This window comes from Tardiphaga sp. 42S5 (assembly GCF_034044155.1).
Lineage (GTDB): Bacteria > Pseudomonadota > Alphaproteobacteria > Rhizobiales > Xanthobacteraceae > Tardiphaga > Tardiphaga robiniae.
Map to the genome: position 1 here is coordinate 3,025,767 of NZ_CP139027.1, position 17,661 is coordinate 3,043,427.

Genomic DNA, 17,661 nt, shown 5'->3' on the forward strand with positions numbered 1-17,661 from the left:
ACGACGAACACACGCATCTGACGGGCCGTTCAACAATCCCGACAAACGGGAAGGCTCGGATCGCATACGGCAACGGCCGTCACTTATGGAAACGCAAAAAGAAGGACAGAAAATGCGTATCACGACGACTTCCAGGGCCGCGCCAGCGGCCGCCAGCATCATGGCTGCGTTCGCAGCTGCGATTGCACTGGCCGCGAGCCCGGCACTGGCGCAGAAGACATATGGCCCCGGCGCCAGCGATACCGAAATCAAGATCGGGAACACCGTGCCCTATAGCGGCCCGGCGTCTGCTTACGGCATTCTCGGCAAGTCCTATGCCGCCTATTTCAAGAAGATCAATGATGAGGGCGGCATCAACGGCCGCAAGATCGTCTTCATCAGCTATGACGACGCCTATTCGCCGCCGAAGACCGTGGAGCAGACCCGCAAGCTGGTCGAGAGCGACGAGGTGATGGCCATCGTCGGCAATGTCGGCACGGCCGCGAATGCCGCGATCCAGAAATACGTCAATGCCAAGAAGACGCCGCAACTCTTCCTGGCGACCGGTGCCACCCGCTGGAACGATCCGAAGCAGTTTCCATGGACCATGGGCTGGCTGCCGAGCTATCACGCCGAGGCTGCGGCCTATGCGAAGTATCTTCTGAAGGAGAAGCCGGATGCGAAGATCGGCGTGTTCTATCAGAACGACGATTTCGGCAAGGACTATGTCAAGGGATTGAAGGAAGGCCTTGGCGACAAGGCCTCAACGATGATCGTGATGGAGACGAGCTACGAGGTCTCCGAGCCGACCGTCGACTCGCACATCGTCAAGCTGAAGGCTGCCGGCGTCGACACGATCTTCTCCTTCGCCACCGGCAAGTTCGCCGCGCAGTCGATCAAGAAGGTTGCCGAGCTCGGCTGGAAGCCGCTGCATATCGTGCCGAATGCGAGTTCGTCGCTCGGCAGCGTGCTGCGTCCGGCCGGCCTCGAGAATGCGCAGGACGTCGTCTCCGCGACCTTCGCCAAGGATCCGACCGATCCGCAGTGGAAGGACGATCCGGGCATGCTGAAGTTCTACGCCTATGTCGAGAAGTACATTCCGGAAGGGAAGGCGATGGAGAGCACCGTGCTATCCGGCTACAGCATCGCCCAGACCATGGTCGAGGCGCTGAAGCAGTGCGGCGACGATCTCACCCATGAGAACCTGATGAAGCAGGCCGCCAACCTCAAGAACGTGCAGCTCGACGGGTTGCTGCCGGGCGTGACCGTCAATACCAGCCCGACCGACTTCTCGCCCATCGACCAGTTCCAGATGATGAGCTTCAAGGGCGAGCGCTGGCAGCGCTTCGGCGAGATCATCAAGGGCGAGACGCCGACCGCGGTGCGGTAGAGGCGAGGGATGACGACGGCAGGCGGCGCCCGGACCGGCACCGCCTGCGTCGAAAGGTTCATTGTCCGTTCATGACGCCTGTATTACGATTTTGTGACATTCCGCAGGGTCCGGTCGCGGTGTGAGCCGGCTGGCCGTTGCCAGACAGGGTAGTTTTCTTGCCGGGTGTTCGCAGGCAAGTCATGCTGCCGTCGCCGATCTCAGTCTCCCCGGAGCAAGCCGGCCGCCGCTTCAGGGAGCGATTGGCAGCCGTTTGGCAATATGTTCGGCAGTGGCCGCTGCGCACGGCGCTGATCGCTGCGATCCATACGCTCGCGATCTATGTTCTCGCCTCGGTCGAATATGGCCCGTTCGCCAACACGCTGGCGCTGTTCACCTGGGGTTTGCTGAACTTCCTGTTCCTCGCGTTGTTCAAGCGGCCGGGGGTCAGCGCGGTGCTGTCGCTGCTGCTGGTCACGACGCTGATCGTGCTGTCGCAGTTCAAATTCGGGATCACGCAGCTCACGCTGACCTTCCTGGATTTCCTGATCATCGATCGTGACACGATCTCGTTCCTGCATTCGATCTTCCCGCAGCTGCGGACCTGGCTCCTTATCGCCGCTGCCGTCGCGCTGCCGATCCTGTGGCTGATCTGGCGCGCCGATCCGTTCCGCCTGCGCCGCCGCACAGCGCTGGCCTGTGCGGGCGTCTGCATGGTCGGAATCGTCGGACTTTCGGCGGCCAATCCCGAAAAGCCATGGGAGCCGTTCCAGGGCGTCAATCACATTTCCAATCTGGCGCGTTCGGGCGTGGTCTCGGTCTCGCATCTGACCGCGACCGGCTGGATCGAGGCGGATTCCAAGAGCCTCGTCAGCTCGGCGCAGGCGTCGCCGATGACCACCTGCGAGCTGGGCGTGAAGCGGCCGAATATCGTGATGGTGCTCGACGAGTCGTCCTTCGACGTGTCCGCGGCCCCCGGCATCAAGGTGCCGGCGGGCTATCATGATAACTTCAAGTCGTCGGATGGCCAGCAGCGTGCGTTGATCACCGAGTCCAGCGGCGGGCCGACCTGGTACACCGAGTTCAATATCTTCACCGGACTGTCAGCGCGGTCCTTCGGCGCGCTGAAGTTCTATGTGACGCGTATCGCCGCCGGAAAGATCTCGCGCGGCCTGCCGCAGGCGCTGCAGCGCTGCGGCTACAAGACCTTCTCGCTGTATCCGACCTACGGCAATTTCCTCAGCGCCCGCAGCTTCCAGGAGGGCGCCGGCATCGATGGCTTTATCGACATGGCCGCGATGGGCGTGAGCGAGGACATGCAGCCCGACAGGTTCTATTTCGATCAGGCCAGGGACCTCATCGCGCGCGAGAGCAAGACCGACCAGCCGGTCTTCGTGCTGGTCTATCTCACCGCCAATCACTTTCCGTGGACCACGACCTATCGGGACGACCTGACGCCGGCCGGCTGGCAGGCGCCGGGCAATACGGCGGAGGTGGATGAGTATATCCGCCGCCAGGCCATGACGGCTGCGGACTACAAGGACTTTGTCGCGCAGCTCCAGAAGGACCATCCGACCGAGCCGTTCCTGCTGGTGCGGTTCGGCGATCATCAGCCGGCGATCGCGCAGAAACTGCTAGAGCCCGAACTGCCGCAGCCGAAGCGCGCCGACCGGATCATGACGCATGATGTCAGATACTATACGACCTATTACGCCATCGACGCGCTGAACTACCGGCCCGACCTGGCATCGGCGTTGCCGGTGCTGGATGCAGCCTATCTGCCGCTCATGGTGCAGGAGGCCGCACGCGTGCCGCTCGATCCATCCTTCGTCGAGCAGAAGAAGATCATGCTTCGCTGCAAGGGCGTGTTCTATGGCTGCAAGGGCGGCGACGAAGCGAGCCGGTTCAATCGCTGGCTGATCGATGCGGGGCTGATCAAGGATCTCTGACCCGGCCGGCTGCAGCAGTGAGGGCAGGGTGTCCGCTGGTTCCGTCCATCCCGTTCGAGCCAAGTTCATTGCTCGTTCGTGACAATTACATTACAAATTAATGACATATCGCAGTTTCCGGCTGCGACATGCGCCCTCTGGCCGTCGCCAGCCCAGGCCCGAGGCCTCGCCGGTGGTGTTGCGTGCCGCCATGGCGCCTCCGCTCAATCCAGTACCCAGCGTCTCGTCAACTGCTGTCGCCGCGCCGACCAGCGTGTGGCGGCTGTTGGCCGTGGCTGCGCCGCATTTCGGCGCGCTGCTGGTGATGGTCCAGACCGAGACCGATCTGGTGGGACGGGTGGGCTTCGTCCTGGCCTGGGCCATTCTCAACTTGTTCTGGATTGCGCTGCTGCGCCGTCCCGCGCTGTCGGGAGCGCTGTCGCTGACCCTGGTCGTCATCCTCGTGCTGCTGTCGCGGCTGAAGCACGACGTGGTCCAGATGACCGCGAACTTCGTCGACCTGATGGTGATCGACCGCGATACCGCGGCCTTCCTGTTCATGATCTTTCCGAACCTGCGCTGGTCCGCCATTGGCGCCGCCGTCGTGGTGGTGCCACTCATGTATGCGCTGTGGTGGCTCGATCCGTTCCGCATCCGGCGGCTGCCGGCGCTGGCCGCGCTGACGGCTTGCCTCGCCGCATTGACGGGCTATGCGTTGGCCTGGCCCGATGAAGCCTGGCGCGGCTATTACGATGACGGCTATCTGTCGAAATTCGCGCGCTCCGGCGTCACCGCCGTGTCGGACTTCAGCAGCCACGGTTTCATGGAGTCCGACGCGGTCATCACCGAGCGGCTGAAGTTGCCGCTGGAGGATTCCTGCCATCCGGCGGGACGTCGTCCGCACATCATCATGGTGCATGACGAGTCGTCCTTCGACATCCGTCAGGCCGCCGGCGTGAAGACGCCGAAAGGCTATGGCAGCCACTTCGATTCATGGGACGGCAAGGCGCGCAAATTTCTCGCCGAGAGCAATGGCGGGCCGAGCTGGTTCACCGAATACAACGTACTGGCCGGACTGTCGTCGCGCTCGTTCGGGCCGTTCTCCTATTTCGTCACGCGCATCGCTTCGGGCCGCGTCGAGCGCGGATTGCCGTTGGCGCTGCGCCGCTGTGGCTACAGCACTATCTCGCTCTATCCGGCCTTCGGCGCCTTCATGAGCGCGCGCAGCTTCCAGACCACCACCGGCGTCGAGCGCTTCTATGACGCCAAGGATCTCGGCGCCAAGGGCGTCGAGCCCGACAGCTTCTTCTACGATTCAGCGGCGCGCCTGATGGCCGAGCAGCCGCCGGCCAATCCGCTGTTCATGTTCGTCTACCTCGCCGCCAATCACTTTCCGTGGGAAACCAGATTTCGCCCCGACATGACGCCGGGCTGGCGTGCGCCCGGCAACGTGCCGGTGGTTGATGAATATCTGCGCCGGCAAGCGATGAGCGTCGATCACTATAGTGCGTTCGTCGCGAAGCTGAAGAAGCAGTTTCCAGCGCAGCCGTTCCTGATCGTACGCTATGGCGATCATCAGCCGGAATTCGCGCCGGGCATTCTCGATCCCAACATGGATGAAGCGGGCCTCGGCAAGAAGCTGCAGAGTTACGATCCGCGCTACTACGCGACCTATTACGCCATCGACGCGATCAATTTCGAACCGGTGAAGAGCGCGACGGTGATGGATACGATCGACGGGCCCTATCTGCCGCTGGTCATCCAGGAAGCTGCAGGCATTCCGCTGGACCCGTCCTTCGAGGAGCAAAAGAAGATCATGCTTCGCTGCAAGGGACTGTTTTACGCCTGCAAGGACGGCGCGGAAGCGCGACGATTCAATCGCCTGTTGATCGATGCGGGGATGATCAAGAATTTGTAGTCTCTCTTTCTTCCCCTCTCCCCCGCGAAGCGAAGCTTCGCAAGGTGGGAGAGGGTGGATCGACCGCTCTAGCGAAGCTTTGCTTCGCGCGGGCGGTCGAGACGGGAGAGGGGGCGCCACGCGCGGCGCACCTTGCGACTACCCTCTCCCGCCTTCGCTTCGCTCAGGCACCCTCTCCCGCAAGGGGAGAGGGGAAAAAGAACACTCTACTTCGTCCCCATCTTCTCCCACATCCACTTTGCAACGCTCTCCGGCGAGCTCGTCGCATCATTCCCGGCGGCGCGCAGGTTTGCCTCGCGCATCAGCGGCAGGTCGATCCTGCCGAGCAGCGGCTGCAAGGCGCTGCGCAGCTTCTCATCATCCGCGCGTTTCGGCGCCAGCAGCATGATCGCGTCATAGGGCGGGATCGCATGTTTGGGATCGTCCAGCACCACGAGATCGTATTTCGCGATCAGCCCGTCGCTGGTGTAGCCGGCGATGACATCGACCTCGCCGGAGGCCACGGCGGCATACATGAAATCCGGCTGCATGGTGCGCTGGGTCTTGAACGACAGGCCATAGGCCGTTTTCAGTCCCGCCCATTCCGGCCGCGAAAAGAACTCGTAATCGCCGGCGATGGTCATGGTGGCGCTCAGCGCCGCGAGATCGGTGGCGGTCCTGATCCCCAGAGCCTGCGCCTTTGCGCGCGGCATTACCAGCGCATAGGCATTGGCGAAACCGAGTTCGCCGAACAGCGTGATGCCTTGTTTCGCCAACGTCGTCTTCAGCTCGGTCAGCAACTGCTCGCGTGGCAGGATCTCGGTGCGGTGAAACTGGTTGGCCCACAGCGTGCCGGAGTAATCGATATAGACATCGATATCGCCGGAGGCCAGCGCATCATAGATCACGCTGGAGCCGAGACCCTGCCGCGTGGTGGCGGGCAGGCCGGCTGCCTGCAGCCGCTGCGACATCAGCGCGGCCAGCACATATTGTTCGGTGAAGGTCTTGGCGCCGACCACGATGCGTGTGCCGGAGCGGGCGAATGACGGCGCGAGTGTGACGATCACCAGCGCCGCGATACCGAGCACGCCGATGGTCGTGCGGATGCGGCTGCGCAGGCGGATGCCGGTTTCGATCAGCGCCAGCAATTGATCGACGACCAATGCCAGCACTGCTGCGGCGACGCAGCCGAAGATCACCAGCACCCAGTTCTGCGTCTGCAGCCCCGCGAAGATGTAGTTGCCGAGCGAGGTCTGGCCGATCGGCGTCGACAGTGTCGCGGTGCCGATCACCCACACCGCGGAGGTGCGGATGCCGGCCATCATGACCGGCAATGCCAGCGGCAGTTCGACCATGGTCAGCGATTGCCGCGGCGTCATACCGACGCCTTGCGCCGCCTCGGTGAGTGCGGGATCGACGCCGTTCAATCCGGTGATGGTGTTACGCAGCACCGGCAGCATCGAATACAGCGCCAGCGCCAGTACGGCCGGCAGGAATCCGAAGGCCGAGAAGCTGACGTCGAGATATTGCAGCGACAGCGCCGCAAGCGCGAGCAATAGGGGATAGAACAAAGCCAGCAGTGCCAGGCCCGGCACTGTCTGCACGATGCTGGCCACACCGAGCAGCGCGCTGCGCATCACCGGCCGGTGCCGCGCGATGATGGCCAGCGGCAGGCTGATGATGAGACCGAGCGCCAGCGCTGCAAGGCTGACGCGCACGTGGCTGCCGAGATAATCCGGCAGATGCCCGAGCGCGTCGCTCCAGCGCGGATCGGTGAACAGGCTCATGTCGCGCCGCCTTGGGGCGCCGCACTATCCTTCGGCAGCAGTATCTGAAGTCGTTCTGCTTGCCGGCGCGGTGTGCCCAGCAACTCGCCGACATAGGCATCGGTGTTTTCAGCCAGTTCGGTGGGCGTGCCCTCCGCGAGCAGTTTGCCGGAGTGCATCATCGCGATCCGGTCCGCGAGCAGGATCGCCTCCGTCATGTCATGGGTGATCATGATGGTGGTGAGGCCGAGGCTGCGATGTAGCGCGCGGTAGTCGTCGCCAAGCGCATCGCGGGTCAGCGGATCGAGCGCACCGAAAGGCTCGTCCATCAGCACGATGCGCGGCTTCGCAGCCAATGCTCGCGCGACGCCGACGCGCTGGCGCTGGCCGCCGGAGAGTTCGTGCGGGAAGCGGTTGCGATGCTGCGTGCGGTCGAGGCGCACGAGATCGAGCAATTCATCGACACGCACGGCGATCTCCTTGGGCGGCGTGCCAAGCAGTTTCGGCGTGATGCCGATATTGTCGGCTATGCTCATATGCGGAAACAACCCGCCGCTTTGGAACACATAGCCGATGCGCCGGCGCAGCTCGATGGGATCGACCTGCGCGACGTCCTCGCCAGCGATGGCGATGTGTCCCGCGTCCGGCGCGATCAGCCGGTTGGCCAGCCGCATCAGCGTGGTCTTGCCAGAGCCGGAGCCGCCGACCACCGCGAGGAACTCACCCTCGGCGACATCGAGCGAAACGTCATCGACGGCTTTGATGGCCCCGCCGTCGAAGCTCTTGCTGATGCGAGAGAAGCGGATGAGGGGACTCATGCGCCGGATATCTTACGCGGTGCGTCGTCGCTTACCCTCCCCTGGAGGGGGAGGGTCGCCACGTGCGAAGCACGTGGCGGGGTGGGGTGAATGGGAAGCTCCATGGATGAACATGTCACCCCACCCCGGACAACGCGACCGCTGCTGCGCATCGTTCGCGTCGCCCGACCCTCCCCCTCCAGGGTAGGGTGAAGATGGGGCGCCATCGATGTACCGAGTTCTGAAATCATCGCTGCAAAGCTATCATGCAGCATCTGGCCCACCAACCCGGCCCCACCGTTGAATTGTCTGCCCTGCAGCGCTAAGCCAGTCCCGGAACAAAAACACTCTGGGGGACGCGCGTGCAGGCAGGTGAGGCCGCGGCATCGATGGCGGTGGCGCTTGATGACGCGACGGTGGCGTTCGGTATTGCTGACAACCGCGTCTATACGGCGGTAGAGAAGGCGACACTCCGGGTCGCGGATGGCGAGTTCGTTGCCATTGTCGGGCCGACCGGCTGTGGCAAATCTACACTGCTCAATGTCGCTGCCGGTCTGCTGGCGCCAGCCTCCGGCGCTGTCCGGATATTTGGTCAGCCGCTGGGCGGACTGAACGCACAGGCGGGTTACCTGTTTCAGGCCGACGCGCTGTTTCCCTGGAAGACCGCGCTCGACAATGTCGCCATCGGACTGGAGATCGCCGGCATAGCACGCGACGAGGCGCTAACGCGGGCGCAGGACTGGTTGACCTCGGTGGGTCTCGGCGCCTTCGCCGGGCGCTATCCGCATATGCTGTCGGGCGGCCAGCGCAAGCGCGTCGGTCTTGCGCAGGTGCTGATCCGCAATCCGAAAATTCTGCTGATGGATGAGCCGTTCGGGCCGCTTGACGCACAGACCCGGCAGGTGATGGGCAACCTGTTGCTGGATCTGTGGAGCAGGGATCGCAAGGCGGTGCTGTTCGTCACCCACGATCTCGAAGAGGCAATCGCGCTGGCGGACCGCGTCGTCATCATGTCGGCGGGGCCTGGTTCGCGCATCATCGGCGACTGGAAAGTGCCGTTGCCGCGGCCGCGCGATATTTTCGAGGTGCGGCTCGACAAGGATTTTCACGCGCTTCATCGCGAGATCTGGAGCGTGCTGAAGGACGAGGTGATGAAGGGCTATGCGCAGTCCGCTGGTATGGGAGCCGCGTCATGACGCGTCCCGTGCTGCTGCTGTGTCAGGTGCTCGTCGCCGTGGTCGTCATCGGGCTGTGGCATGTGTTCACCACCGTGCCGGTGTTCGGCCGCATCCTGCTGCCGCCGTTCTTCTTCTCCAACCCCTGGGATGTCGGCAGCCAGATTGTTAGCTGGTTCGCTAGCGGGATCATCTGGAAGCATCTCGGCATCACACTGCTGGAATCCGTGCTGGCCTTCGTCATTGGCTCGACGCTGGGCGTGCTGATCGGCTTCTGGTTTGCGCGCCAGCCGCGGCTCGCCGCGATCTTTGATCCCTATGTGAAGATGGCCAATGCGCTGCCGCGCGTGGTACTGGCGCCGATCTTCGCGCTGTGGCTCGGGCTCGGCATCTGGTCGAAAGTCGCGCTCGGCGTCACGCTGGTGTTCTTCATCGTGTTCTTCAACGTCTATCAGGGCGTCAAGGAAGTCTCGCCGACGGTGCTCGCCAATGGCCGCATGCTGGGCATGAGCGAGCGGCAGTTGATGCGCCATGTGTTCTGGCCGTCGGCACTGTCGTGGATGTTTTCGTCGCTGCATACCGCGGTGGGTTTTGCCGTCGTCGGCGCCGTGGTCGGCGAATATCTGGGATCGGCGGCGGGGCTGGGTTATGTCATCCAGCAGGCGGAAGGCACATTCGATGTCGCCGGCGTGTTCGCGGGCATGTTCGTGCTATCGGCCTTCGTGATCGTGATCGATGTGCTGGTGTCAGTGGTCGAGAAGCGGTTGCTGGTGTGGAAGCCGGATGGCGCTTCGGGCCGAAACTAGCTGCCGCGGACCCTGCGCATGTTAGAGATCGTCATGCCCGGGCTTGTCCCGGGCATCCACGCCTTGGCCGCAAGCAAGAGAAGACGTGGATGGCCGGGACAAGCCCGGCCATGACGGTGGATAGAGCGTCGCTACTTACGGCAGCGGCTTGGTGTCGTCCGGCGCCTGCGGTGGGGTCTTGATGGCGATGGCGCGGAACGGCTTGCCGTCCGGCTTGGTGCCGCCATGGGGCGTGCCCTTCGGGATGATGATGAGGTCGCCGGCCTTGACCTGAACTTCCTTGTCGCCCAGCCACACGGTGCCGGTGCCTTCGAGGATGTACTGGATCTCATTGGTGTTGGGATGCATGTGCTTCACCACATTGCCGTCCTGCACCGAGATGGTCGCGCCGTCGGCCTGCATGAACATCTTGGAGCGGAAGCCGGTGGGCGAGGCCGGGCCGAGTGCGTCGCCGACGAGTTCGGGCACGTGGATGACCTGGGCGGTGATGTTTTCCGCAGCCTGTGCCGGCGTGATGCCCTCGGGCACGAGATGCGTGATCAGGCAGCCGGCGGCGAAAGCGGCCGTGATGGAGAGTGTTGCGGTGATGCGCTGCATGAACGTTCCCCCTGAATGACAGTGATTTGTCGCGCGGATGCTATGTCGCGCCGGGTGCGTTGACCAGTGCCGGCTTTCCATCCGGCAGAGGCTCATCTATCCTTTGCGCCCGATAGCAGCGGAGGAAACAATGACAAAAAACATAAAAACCAACTTGAGCCGTTTATTCCCGAACCGTTTGTTTTCAGGCCGTTTGTTCTTCGCTGGTCTGCTGTCGCTGTTTCTCGTTCATCCCGCTGCAGCGCAAACCAAGGTGACCATCGCCATCGGCGGCGGGGCGTGCCTGTGCTATCTGCCGACCGTGCTGGCCAAGCAGCTCGGCGAATATGAGAAAGCGGGTCTCGCGGTCGAACTGGTCGATCTCAAGGGCGGCTCCGATGCGTTGAAAGCGGTGCTCGGCGGCAGCGCCGACGTGGTCTCCGGCTATTTCGATCATTGCGTGAACCTCGCGGCCAAGAAGCAGGAGCTGCAGAGCTTCGTGGTCTATGACCGCTATCCCGGTCTCGTGCTGGTGGTGTCGCCGAAGCACACCGGCAAGATCACGTCGATCAAGGATCTCGCCGGCAAGAAAGTCGGCGTCAGCGCGCCGGGCTCGTCGACAGACTTCTTTCTGAAGTATCAGCTCAAGAAGAACGGCCTCGATCCGGCCGGTACTGCGGTGATCGGCGTCGGCCTCGGCGCGACGGCAGTAGCGGCGATGGAGCAGGGGCAGATCGAAGCCGCGGTGATGCTCGATCCTGCCGTCACCGTGCTGCAGGGCAGCCACAAAGACCTCACGATTCTCAGCGATACCCGCACGCAGAGGGACACGCTTGCGGTGTTCTCCGGCGAATATCCCGGCGGCGCGCTGTATTCGACGACCGCATGGGTCAAGGGACATGAGAAGGAAGTGCAGGGTCTGACCAACGCGATCATGAACACGCTGAAGTGGATCCACAGTCATACGCCGGAAGAGATCATGGCGAAGATGCCGGAAGGTATCGTCGGCAAGGACAAGGAGCTCTATCTCGCGGCGCTCAAAAACACGCTCCCGATGTATTCGGAGACGGGGCTGATGGATCCGAAGGGCGCGGCTGCCGTGCTCGCCGTGTTCAGCGAGGGCTCGCCGGAGGTGGCGAAAGCCAATATCGATGTCAGCAAGACCTACACCAATAAATATGTCGAACAGTTTGCCAAGACGATGGGGACGAATGCGAAGTAGGTTCTGCGCATGATGACGCCGGTCATTCACCGCGTCACGCAACTCAACCTCACACGCAGCGATTGGCAGTGGCCATTCGCGCGTGAGCAGCGGGAGGAGATCGACGCTCACTTCGCAAGCAAGCGCGCCGAGAAGCCGCAACTGTTCAATGGGCGCGTGTTGCTGGCGCGCAATGCGCAGTTCACCGGCGAGCGGTTTCGCGCGGACTATTTCGAGACCGATTTTGCGAGCTTTCTGGCGTGGCGGGATTGGCGCTGTCCCGATCCGGCCGTGTTCAACGGCTTTGGCATGGGCGCGCTGCGTGCCAGCGACGGCGCCTTCGTGCTCGGCGAGATGGGACAACATACATCCAATGCCGGACGTATCTATTTTGCGGCGGGCACGCCCGATCTGGACGACCTCCGTGGCGATGTGGTCGATATCGCGGGCAGTGTGACGCGTGAAGTCGAGGAAGAGCTCGGTCTGACGGAAGCCGATTACCGGGCCGACGCTGGCTGGTTCTGCGTCGTGACGGATTTCTCGGTAGCGATGATGCGTATTCTAAATGCGGATCGGCCGGGTGAGGCGCTGCGCAGCACCATCGAGGCGAATCTTGCCGGTCAGGCGTCGCCGGAGCTCAGCGGAATTCATCTGGTGCGCAGCGAAGCCGACTTCACCCCGACGATGCCGCTGTTTGTGACAGCGTTTATGACAGCGCAACTGACGTCAGCGACGTGATCTGCTGGTATTGCCGGGATCGGCACGCTACGCTTGCAATCCCCGTGTCCCGGAGTTGCCGATCTCATGTCTGCCAAGCCCGTTGTATCCGCGTTGAAGTCCTATATCGAGCCGTATCGGGTCGACGGTTCGAAAGCTTTCCACCTCAAGGCGCATGACACCAATGGCAGCGGCGGGCTGCACAAGGAAACCGGCAAGAAGATCATCGAAGCCAACCGCCGCCGGCTGCAGGAGCTGCAGGAAAAGCTCTATGCACAGGATCGCTGGTCGCTGCTGCTGATCTTCCAGGGCATGGACGCCGCCGGCAAGGACAGCGCCATCGAGAGCGTGTTCGACGGCATCAATCCGCAGGGCTGCGAGGTGCATTCGTTCAAGACGCCGTCGTCGAACGAACTCGATCACGATTTCATGTGGCGCCACACCATCGCGCTGCCACAGCGCGGCCGCATCGGCATCTTCAATCGCTCTTACTACGAGGAATGTCTCGTGGTGCGGGTGCATCCGGAGATTCTTGCCAAACAGAAAATTCCGGCGGAGCTGGTGACAAAAGATATCTGGCGCGAGCGCTTCGAGGACATCACCGCCTTCGAGAAATACCTCGCGCGCAACGGCACCGTGGTGCTGAAGTTCTTTCTCAACGTCTCCAAGGAAGAGCAGCGCGAGCGCTTCCTCGATCGTCTCGAGCAGCCGGCGAAGAACTGGAAGTTCTCATCGGCCGATATCGCCGAGCGCGCGCTGTGGGACAAGTATCAGGAGGCCTATGAGGACCTGATCAAGCATACGTCCTGCGAGGAGGCGCCGTGGCATGTGGTGCCGGCGGATCGCAAATGGTTCTCACGCGTGGTGATCGGCTCGGCCATCGTCAACGCGCTGGAGAAGCTGGACCTGCACTTCCCGACCGTGGACGGCGAGGCGAAGAAGGACTTTACGCTGATCCGCGAGGCGCTGGAGAAGGAAGGGCCGCGGCGGGAAGGCAAGCCTGTGGTGAAGAAGGTCGCGAAGAAGAAGGTGGCCAAGAAGGCCAAGAAGAAAGTGGCGAAGAAAACGTGATATTTTCTGGCTGTCATCCCCGCGAAGGCGGGGATCCATACACGCCGAAGAGGCCGTTCGTACGTTGTCGTCGCGACTTTGCCGTTTTGATTAGTTCGACCGTGGCTATGGGTCCCCGCCTTCGCGGGGACGACAGCTACGGCGGGCTAGTTTAACTCAGCTTCAATTCCTTCAGCACCTCTGCCACCTTGTCCTGCGCAGCGTGCGGTAATGGCAGCACCGGGCGTGGCGGCTGCGCATCGGTGATCCCCATCTGCTCGGCAGCCGCATACATCACGCGCAGGCTGGAGAACTGCTTGAACAGATCCCACAGCGGCTGCATCGCGTTGTTGAGGCGGCGCGCTTCGTCGGCATTGCCGGTCTGGGCTGCGCGGGTGATGGCCAGACAACTCTTTGGAAACAGGCCCGCCGCCACGCAATACCAGGCATCGCCGCCGGCCAGCAGTGTCTCCATCGAATTCCAGTCACCGGCATAGCCGACTGAAAAGCCTGATGGCACGGCGGCACGCATCTGCTTCAGGTGATCTGCGGCGAGGCTGGCTTCGGGGGAGGTGCCCTTCACCGCGACGACTCCGGGAATACGTGCGATGCGGCCGACCAGGTCGGGCGTGAACTTGAAATGCGTGGTGGCGAAATTGTCGTAGATGACGATCGGCAGTTTGCTCTCGCCGGCAACCGTCCGGAAGTGCTCGAACACCTCGTCCTCGGTGAGCGGCGTGTAGGACACCGGCGCCAGCAGGCCGGCGGCCGCGCCGGCCGCCTTGGCATCGCGGGCGAGTTCGATCGTCTCGTCGGTGCGCAGCGCGCCGATGCCGACCAGCACGGGGACGCGGCCGTTGACCTCCGCAATGGCGGCTTCAGTGGCGCGCCGGCGCTCGTCACGGCTGAGGAACGGATACGATCCGGTGCTGCCGAGCAGCCCGATGGAATCGACCTTCGCGGCCGCCAGCGGTGCCACCAGCCGCCGTAGCGCGGGCGTATCGACCCTGCCATTCGTATTCATCGGTGTGATCGGGAAAGCGGATAATCCCCTGGCGAAAGTCATCGTCCTGTCCTCGCAATTGCCGTTCGGTCTTAGGGCAAAAGGGTGGCTGCGAAAACGTCCAGTTGACGATGTTCTGGCTAGGCCAGTCGGCCGCGCGCCCGAGCTTCTCGCAGGAGGATTTAGGTCAGTACTCCTGACCCTCTTAGCCGTTGCAGGGTCCCGCATTTGTCGTCTAGAACGACCTCAGGCCCTCGTCGGCAACGAACCATCAAGGGTTTTCCTTGAGACTGGTTTTGGCCGAGGATGTGGGCCTGAAGGTGTGGCAATGCTGATTCGCAGCGACATGGTTGGAGTTTCCGGGGGAGTGGCTGTTGCCGCTGGTCCCGACGCGATTCCGGCTGCGCTGCGCTCGAACCTCCTTCTTGGCGGGCTGCTTCTGCTTATCTGCCCCTGAGCGCCGTCTGGGCCGTTTGGCCTGGGTACTCAGGGGATCATGACATTCAGAACCATCAGCTCCCTCTGGCGCCCAGACATTAGCGCCCCGACTTAAGGAATATCTCATGACTTCGACCACCCCGTCCGTTCAGGACAAGTCCGACAAGGACCGCGTCATCATTTTCGACACCACCTTGCGTGACGGCGAGCAGTGCCCCGGCGCCACCATGACCTTCGAGGAAAAGCTGGAGATCGCCGCGATGCTCGACACCATGGGTGTCGACGTCATTGAGGCCGGCTTCCCGATCGCCTCCGACGGCGACTTCGAAGCCGTCAACGAGATTGCCAAGCGCACCAAGAATGCCGTGGTCTGCGGCCTGTCGCGGGCCGGCCAGAAGGATATCGACCGCTGCGCCGAGGCGATCCGCCCGGCCAAGCGCGGCCGCATCCATTCCTTCCTGTCCACCTCGCCGGTGCACATGAAGTACAAGCTGCAGATGGAGCCCGACGCGGTCCATGATCTGGTGATCTCGTCAGTGACTCGTGCCCGCAACCATACCGATGACGTCGAATGGTCGTCGGAAGACGGCACCCGCACCGAATTCGACTTCCTGTGCCGCTGCGTCGAGTCGGCGATCAAGGCCGGTGCAACCACGATCAACATCCCCGACACCGTCGGCTATTCGGTGCCCGAGGAATATTACGACCTGTTCAAGCGCGTGCGCGAGAACGTGCCGAATTCCGACAAGGCGATCTTCTCGGTTCACTGCCACAACGACCTCGGCATGGCCGTCGCCAATTCGATGGCCGGCATCCGCGGCGGTGCGCGGCAGATCGAATGCACCATCAACGGCATCGGCGAGCGCGCCGGCAATGCCGCGCTGGAAGAGATCGTGATGGCGATGAAGGTACGCAATGACAAATTGCCGTACTGGAACAACATCGACACCACGATGCTGATGCGGGCCTCGAAGGAAGTCTCGGCCGCGACCTCGTTCCCGGTGCAGTACAACAAGGCCATCGTCGGTCGTAACGCCTTCGCCCATGAGAGCGGCATCCATCAGGACGGCATGCTGAAGAATGCGCAGACCTACGAGATCATGCTGCCGGAGACGGTCGGCGTGAAGCAGACCTCGCTGGTGATGGGCAAGCATTCCGGCCGTCATGCCTTCATCCACAAGCTGGAGGAGATGGGCTACAAGCTGGGCCAGAACCAGTTGGAAGACGCCTTCGTGCGCTTCAAGGCCTTGGCCGATCGCAAGAAGGACATCTACGACGAGGATCTGGAAGCGCTGGTCGATCAGGAAATGACTGCCGCCCATGACCGCATCAAGCTGGTGTCGCTGACGGTCATCGCCGGCACCCATGGTCCGCAGCGCGCGACCATGAAGCTGAACGTCGACGGCGTGATGAAGATCGAGGAGGCCGAGGGCAATGGTCCGGTCGATGCGGTGTTCAACTGCATCAAGGCGCTGGTGCCGCACGAGGCCAAGCTGGAACTGTATCAGGTCCACGCCGTCACCGAAGGCACCGACGCGCAGGCGGAAGTGTCGGTGCGTCTGGCCCATGAAGGCCGCTCGATGACCTCGCGTGCGGCCGATCCGGATACGCTGGTCGCTTCGGCCAAGGCCTATCTCGGTGGGTTGAACAAGATCGTCATGAAGCGCGCACGCGACATGCCGGCGCCGGTTGCAGCCGCGAGCTAATCTCGCTCTAAAACTTTGACGCGTAATCAACGCGGAGCTTCGGCTCCGCATTTTGCGTTGCAGCATCGATTTCATGTTGCACCCCTGCGAAGGGGCAATGGTGTTTGCGCATTGATCTCTGTATTGCTGCAACTGGCATACAAGCGGGAGCCGCTCAATGAGCTCCCAGGTCATACGGGAGAAACACATGCGCAAATTGATTTTCGCAGCAGCATCGGTTGCCGCGCTTGCATTGATAGGACCGGCCGCCGCGCAGGCGCCTATCATCATCAAATTCAGTCATGTCGTCGCGCCGAACACGCCGAAGGGCCTCGCTGCGGAGAAGTTCAAGGAACTCGCCGAGAAATACACCGACGGCAAGGTCAAGGTCGAAGTCTATCCGAACTCGCAGCTCTACAAGGACAAGGAAGAGCTGGAAGCCTTGCAGCTCGGCGCGGTGCAAATGCTGGCGCCGTCGAACTCGAAGTTCGGGCCTATCGGCGTCAAGGAGTTCGAGGTTTTCGATCTCCCCTACATCCTTCCGGACCTCGCCACCCTGCGCAAGGTGACTGACGGCCCGCTTGGCGCGCGGCTGCTCAAGCTGCTGGATTCCAAAGGCATGACCGGCCTTGCCTATTGGGACAACGGCTTCAAGCAGATGACCGCGAACAAGAAGTTGCTCACTCCCGCGGACTACAAAGGCATGAAGTTCCGCATTCAGTCGTCGAAGGTACTGGAAGCCCAATTCCGGACGCTTGGCGCGATTCCGCAGGTGATGGCGTTCTCCGAAGTCTATCAGGCGCTGCAGACCGGCGTGGTCGATGGCCAGGAAAACACCCCGTCCAACATCTACACGCAGAAAATGCATGAGGTGCAGAAGTACACCACGCTGACCAACCACGGTTACATCGGTTACGTTGTGGTGGTGAACAAGAAATTCTGGGATGGCATTCCGGCGGATACTCGCGGCCTTCTGGAAAAGGCCATGAAGGAAGCCACCGCCTATGGCAACGGCCAGTCGGCGAAGGAAAACGACGACGCACTCGCCGAGATGAAGAAGAGCGGCAAGACCGAATTTGTCACACTGACGCCGGAGCAGGATGCCGGCATGCGCAAGGCGGTGGAGTCAGTTTATACCGATGTGGCAGGCCGGGTAGGCAAGCCACTGATCGACGAATTTCTCAAGGAAACGCGCGGCGCCACCAACTAGGATTGACGATGTGAGCTTCCGCGCCCTCGGGTGCGGAAGCCACTGACGCCCCGGGGGCCGCAGT

General features: G+C 62.3%; 14 protein-coding genes. 10 read left to right on the top strand and 4 right to left on the bottom strand.

Annotated elements, in window-relative coordinates; translation table 11 throughout:
- Positions 1-112 precede the first annotated feature (112 nt).
- The 3 genes from SFY93_RS14105 to SFY93_RS14115 all read left to right on the top strand — a co-directional run bounded on the left by SFY93_RS14105 (position 113) and on the right by SFY93_RS14115 (position 5,194).
- Complete coding sequence (locus SFY93_RS14105; RefSeq protein WP_320447548.1) at positions 113-1,369, top strand: ABC transporter substrate-binding protein; 1,257 nt, start codon at positions 113-115, stop codon at positions 1,367-1,369.
- A 242-nt stretch (positions 1,370-1,611) separates the two neighbouring features.
- Positions 1,612-3,297 carry a sulfatase-like hydrolase/transferase gene (locus tag SFY93_RS14110; RefSeq protein WP_320447549.1) on the top strand — a complete coding sequence of 562 codons (1,686 nt, stop codon included), beginning with the start codon at positions 1,612-1,614 and terminating at the stop codon, positions 3,295-3,297.
- Between the two features lie 190 nt (positions 3,298-3,487).
- Positions 3,488-5,194: a sulfatase-like hydrolase/transferase gene (locus SFY93_RS14115; protein ID WP_320447769.1), complete on the top strand. Its 1,707-nt coding sequence runs from the start codon at positions 3,488-3,490 to the stop codon at positions 5,192-5,194.
- Positions 5,195-5,400: 206 nt separating this feature from the next.
- Here SFY93_RS14115 and SFY93_RS14120 read toward each other — a convergent pair whose 3' ends face one another.
- The gene (locus tag SFY93_RS14120; protein ID WP_320447550.1) at positions 5,401-6,960 is read right to left on the bottom strand and encodes an ABC transporter permease/substrate-binding protein; all 1,560 of its coding nucleotides are present in this window, start codon (positions 6,958-6,960) and stop codon (positions 5,401-5,403) included.
- A complete protein-coding gene (locus tag SFY93_RS14125; protein WP_320447551.1) occupies positions 6,957-7,757 on the bottom strand; it encodes an ATP-binding cassette domain-containing protein in 801 nt (266 codons plus the stop codon). The genes SFY93_RS14120 and SFY93_RS14125 overlap by 4 nt, the downstream gene beginning before the upstream one ends.
- A 368-nt stretch (positions 7,758-8,125) precedes the next feature.
- On the opposite strand from SFY93_RS14125, the gene SFY93_RS14130 reads away from it, so the two are divergent.
- Complete coding sequence (locus SFY93_RS14130) at positions 8,126-8,932, top strand: ABC transporter ATP-binding protein (protein ID WP_320447770.1); 807 nt, start codon at positions 8,126-8,128, stop codon at positions 8,930-8,932.
- Positions 8,929-9,717: an ABC transporter permease gene (locus tag SFY93_RS14135; RefSeq protein WP_320447552.1), complete on the top strand. Its 789-nt coding sequence runs from the start codon at positions 8,929-8,931 to the stop codon at positions 9,715-9,717. Before SFY93_RS14130 ends, SFY93_RS14135 begins: the two co-directional genes overlap by 4 nt.
- Before the next feature lie 135 nt (positions 9,718-9,852).
- Here the strand turns inward: SFY93_RS14135 and SFY93_RS14140 are convergent, their stop codons facing one another.
- Positions 9,853-10,314 carry a cupin domain-containing protein gene (locus SFY93_RS14140; RefSeq protein ID WP_320447553.1) on the bottom strand — a complete coding sequence of 154 codons (462 nt, stop codon included), beginning with the start codon at positions 10,312-10,314 and terminating at the stop codon, positions 9,853-9,855.
- Between the two features lie 178 nt (positions 10,315-10,492).
- On the opposite strand from SFY93_RS14140, the gene SFY93_RS14145 reads away from it, so the two are divergent.
- The 3 genes from SFY93_RS14145 (at position 10,493) to SFY93_RS14155 (ending at position 13,282) form a co-directional block, all read left to right on the top strand.
- Complete coding sequence (locus tag SFY93_RS14145) at positions 10,493-11,515, top strand: ABC transporter substrate-binding protein (protein WP_320447771.1); 1,023 nt, start codon at positions 10,493-10,495, stop codon at positions 11,513-11,515.
- Between the two features lie 9 nt (positions 11,516-11,524).
- A complete protein-coding gene (locus tag SFY93_RS14150; RefSeq protein ID WP_320447554.1) occupies positions 11,525-12,232 on the top strand; it encodes an NUDIX hydrolase in 708 nt (235 codons plus the stop codon).
- Positions 12,233-12,298: 66 nt separating this feature from the next.
- Positions 12,299-13,282 carry a polyphosphate kinase 2 family protein gene (locus SFY93_RS14155; protein ID WP_320447555.1) on the top strand — a complete coding sequence of 328 codons (984 nt, stop codon included), beginning with the start codon at positions 12,299-12,301 and terminating at the stop codon, positions 13,280-13,282.
- Positions 13,283-13,433: 151 nt separating this feature from the next.
- Here the strand turns inward: SFY93_RS14155 and SFY93_RS14160 are convergent, their stop codons facing one another.
- A complete protein-coding gene (locus SFY93_RS14160) occupies positions 13,434-14,327 on the bottom strand; it encodes a dihydrodipicolinate synthase family protein (RefSeq protein ID WP_320447556.1) in 894 nt (297 codons plus the stop codon).
- Between the two features lie 500 nt (positions 14,328-14,827).
- Here SFY93_RS14160 and SFY93_RS14165 point away from each other — a divergent pair, with 500 nt between their 5' ends.
- On the top strand, positions 14,828-16,408 hold the full coding sequence (locus SFY93_RS14165) for a 2-isopropylmalate synthase (RefSeq protein WP_320447557.1): 1,581 nt from the start codon (positions 14,828-14,830) through the stop codon (positions 16,406-16,408).
- Between the two features lie 187 nt (positions 16,409-16,595).
- Positions 16,596-17,597 (top strand): TRAP transporter substrate-binding protein, encoded by a 1,002-nt coding sequence (locus SFY93_RS14170; protein WP_068738418.1) that lies wholly within the window; start codon positions 16,596-16,598, stop codon positions 17,595-17,597.
- Positions 17,598-17,661: the final 64 nt, after the last annotated feature.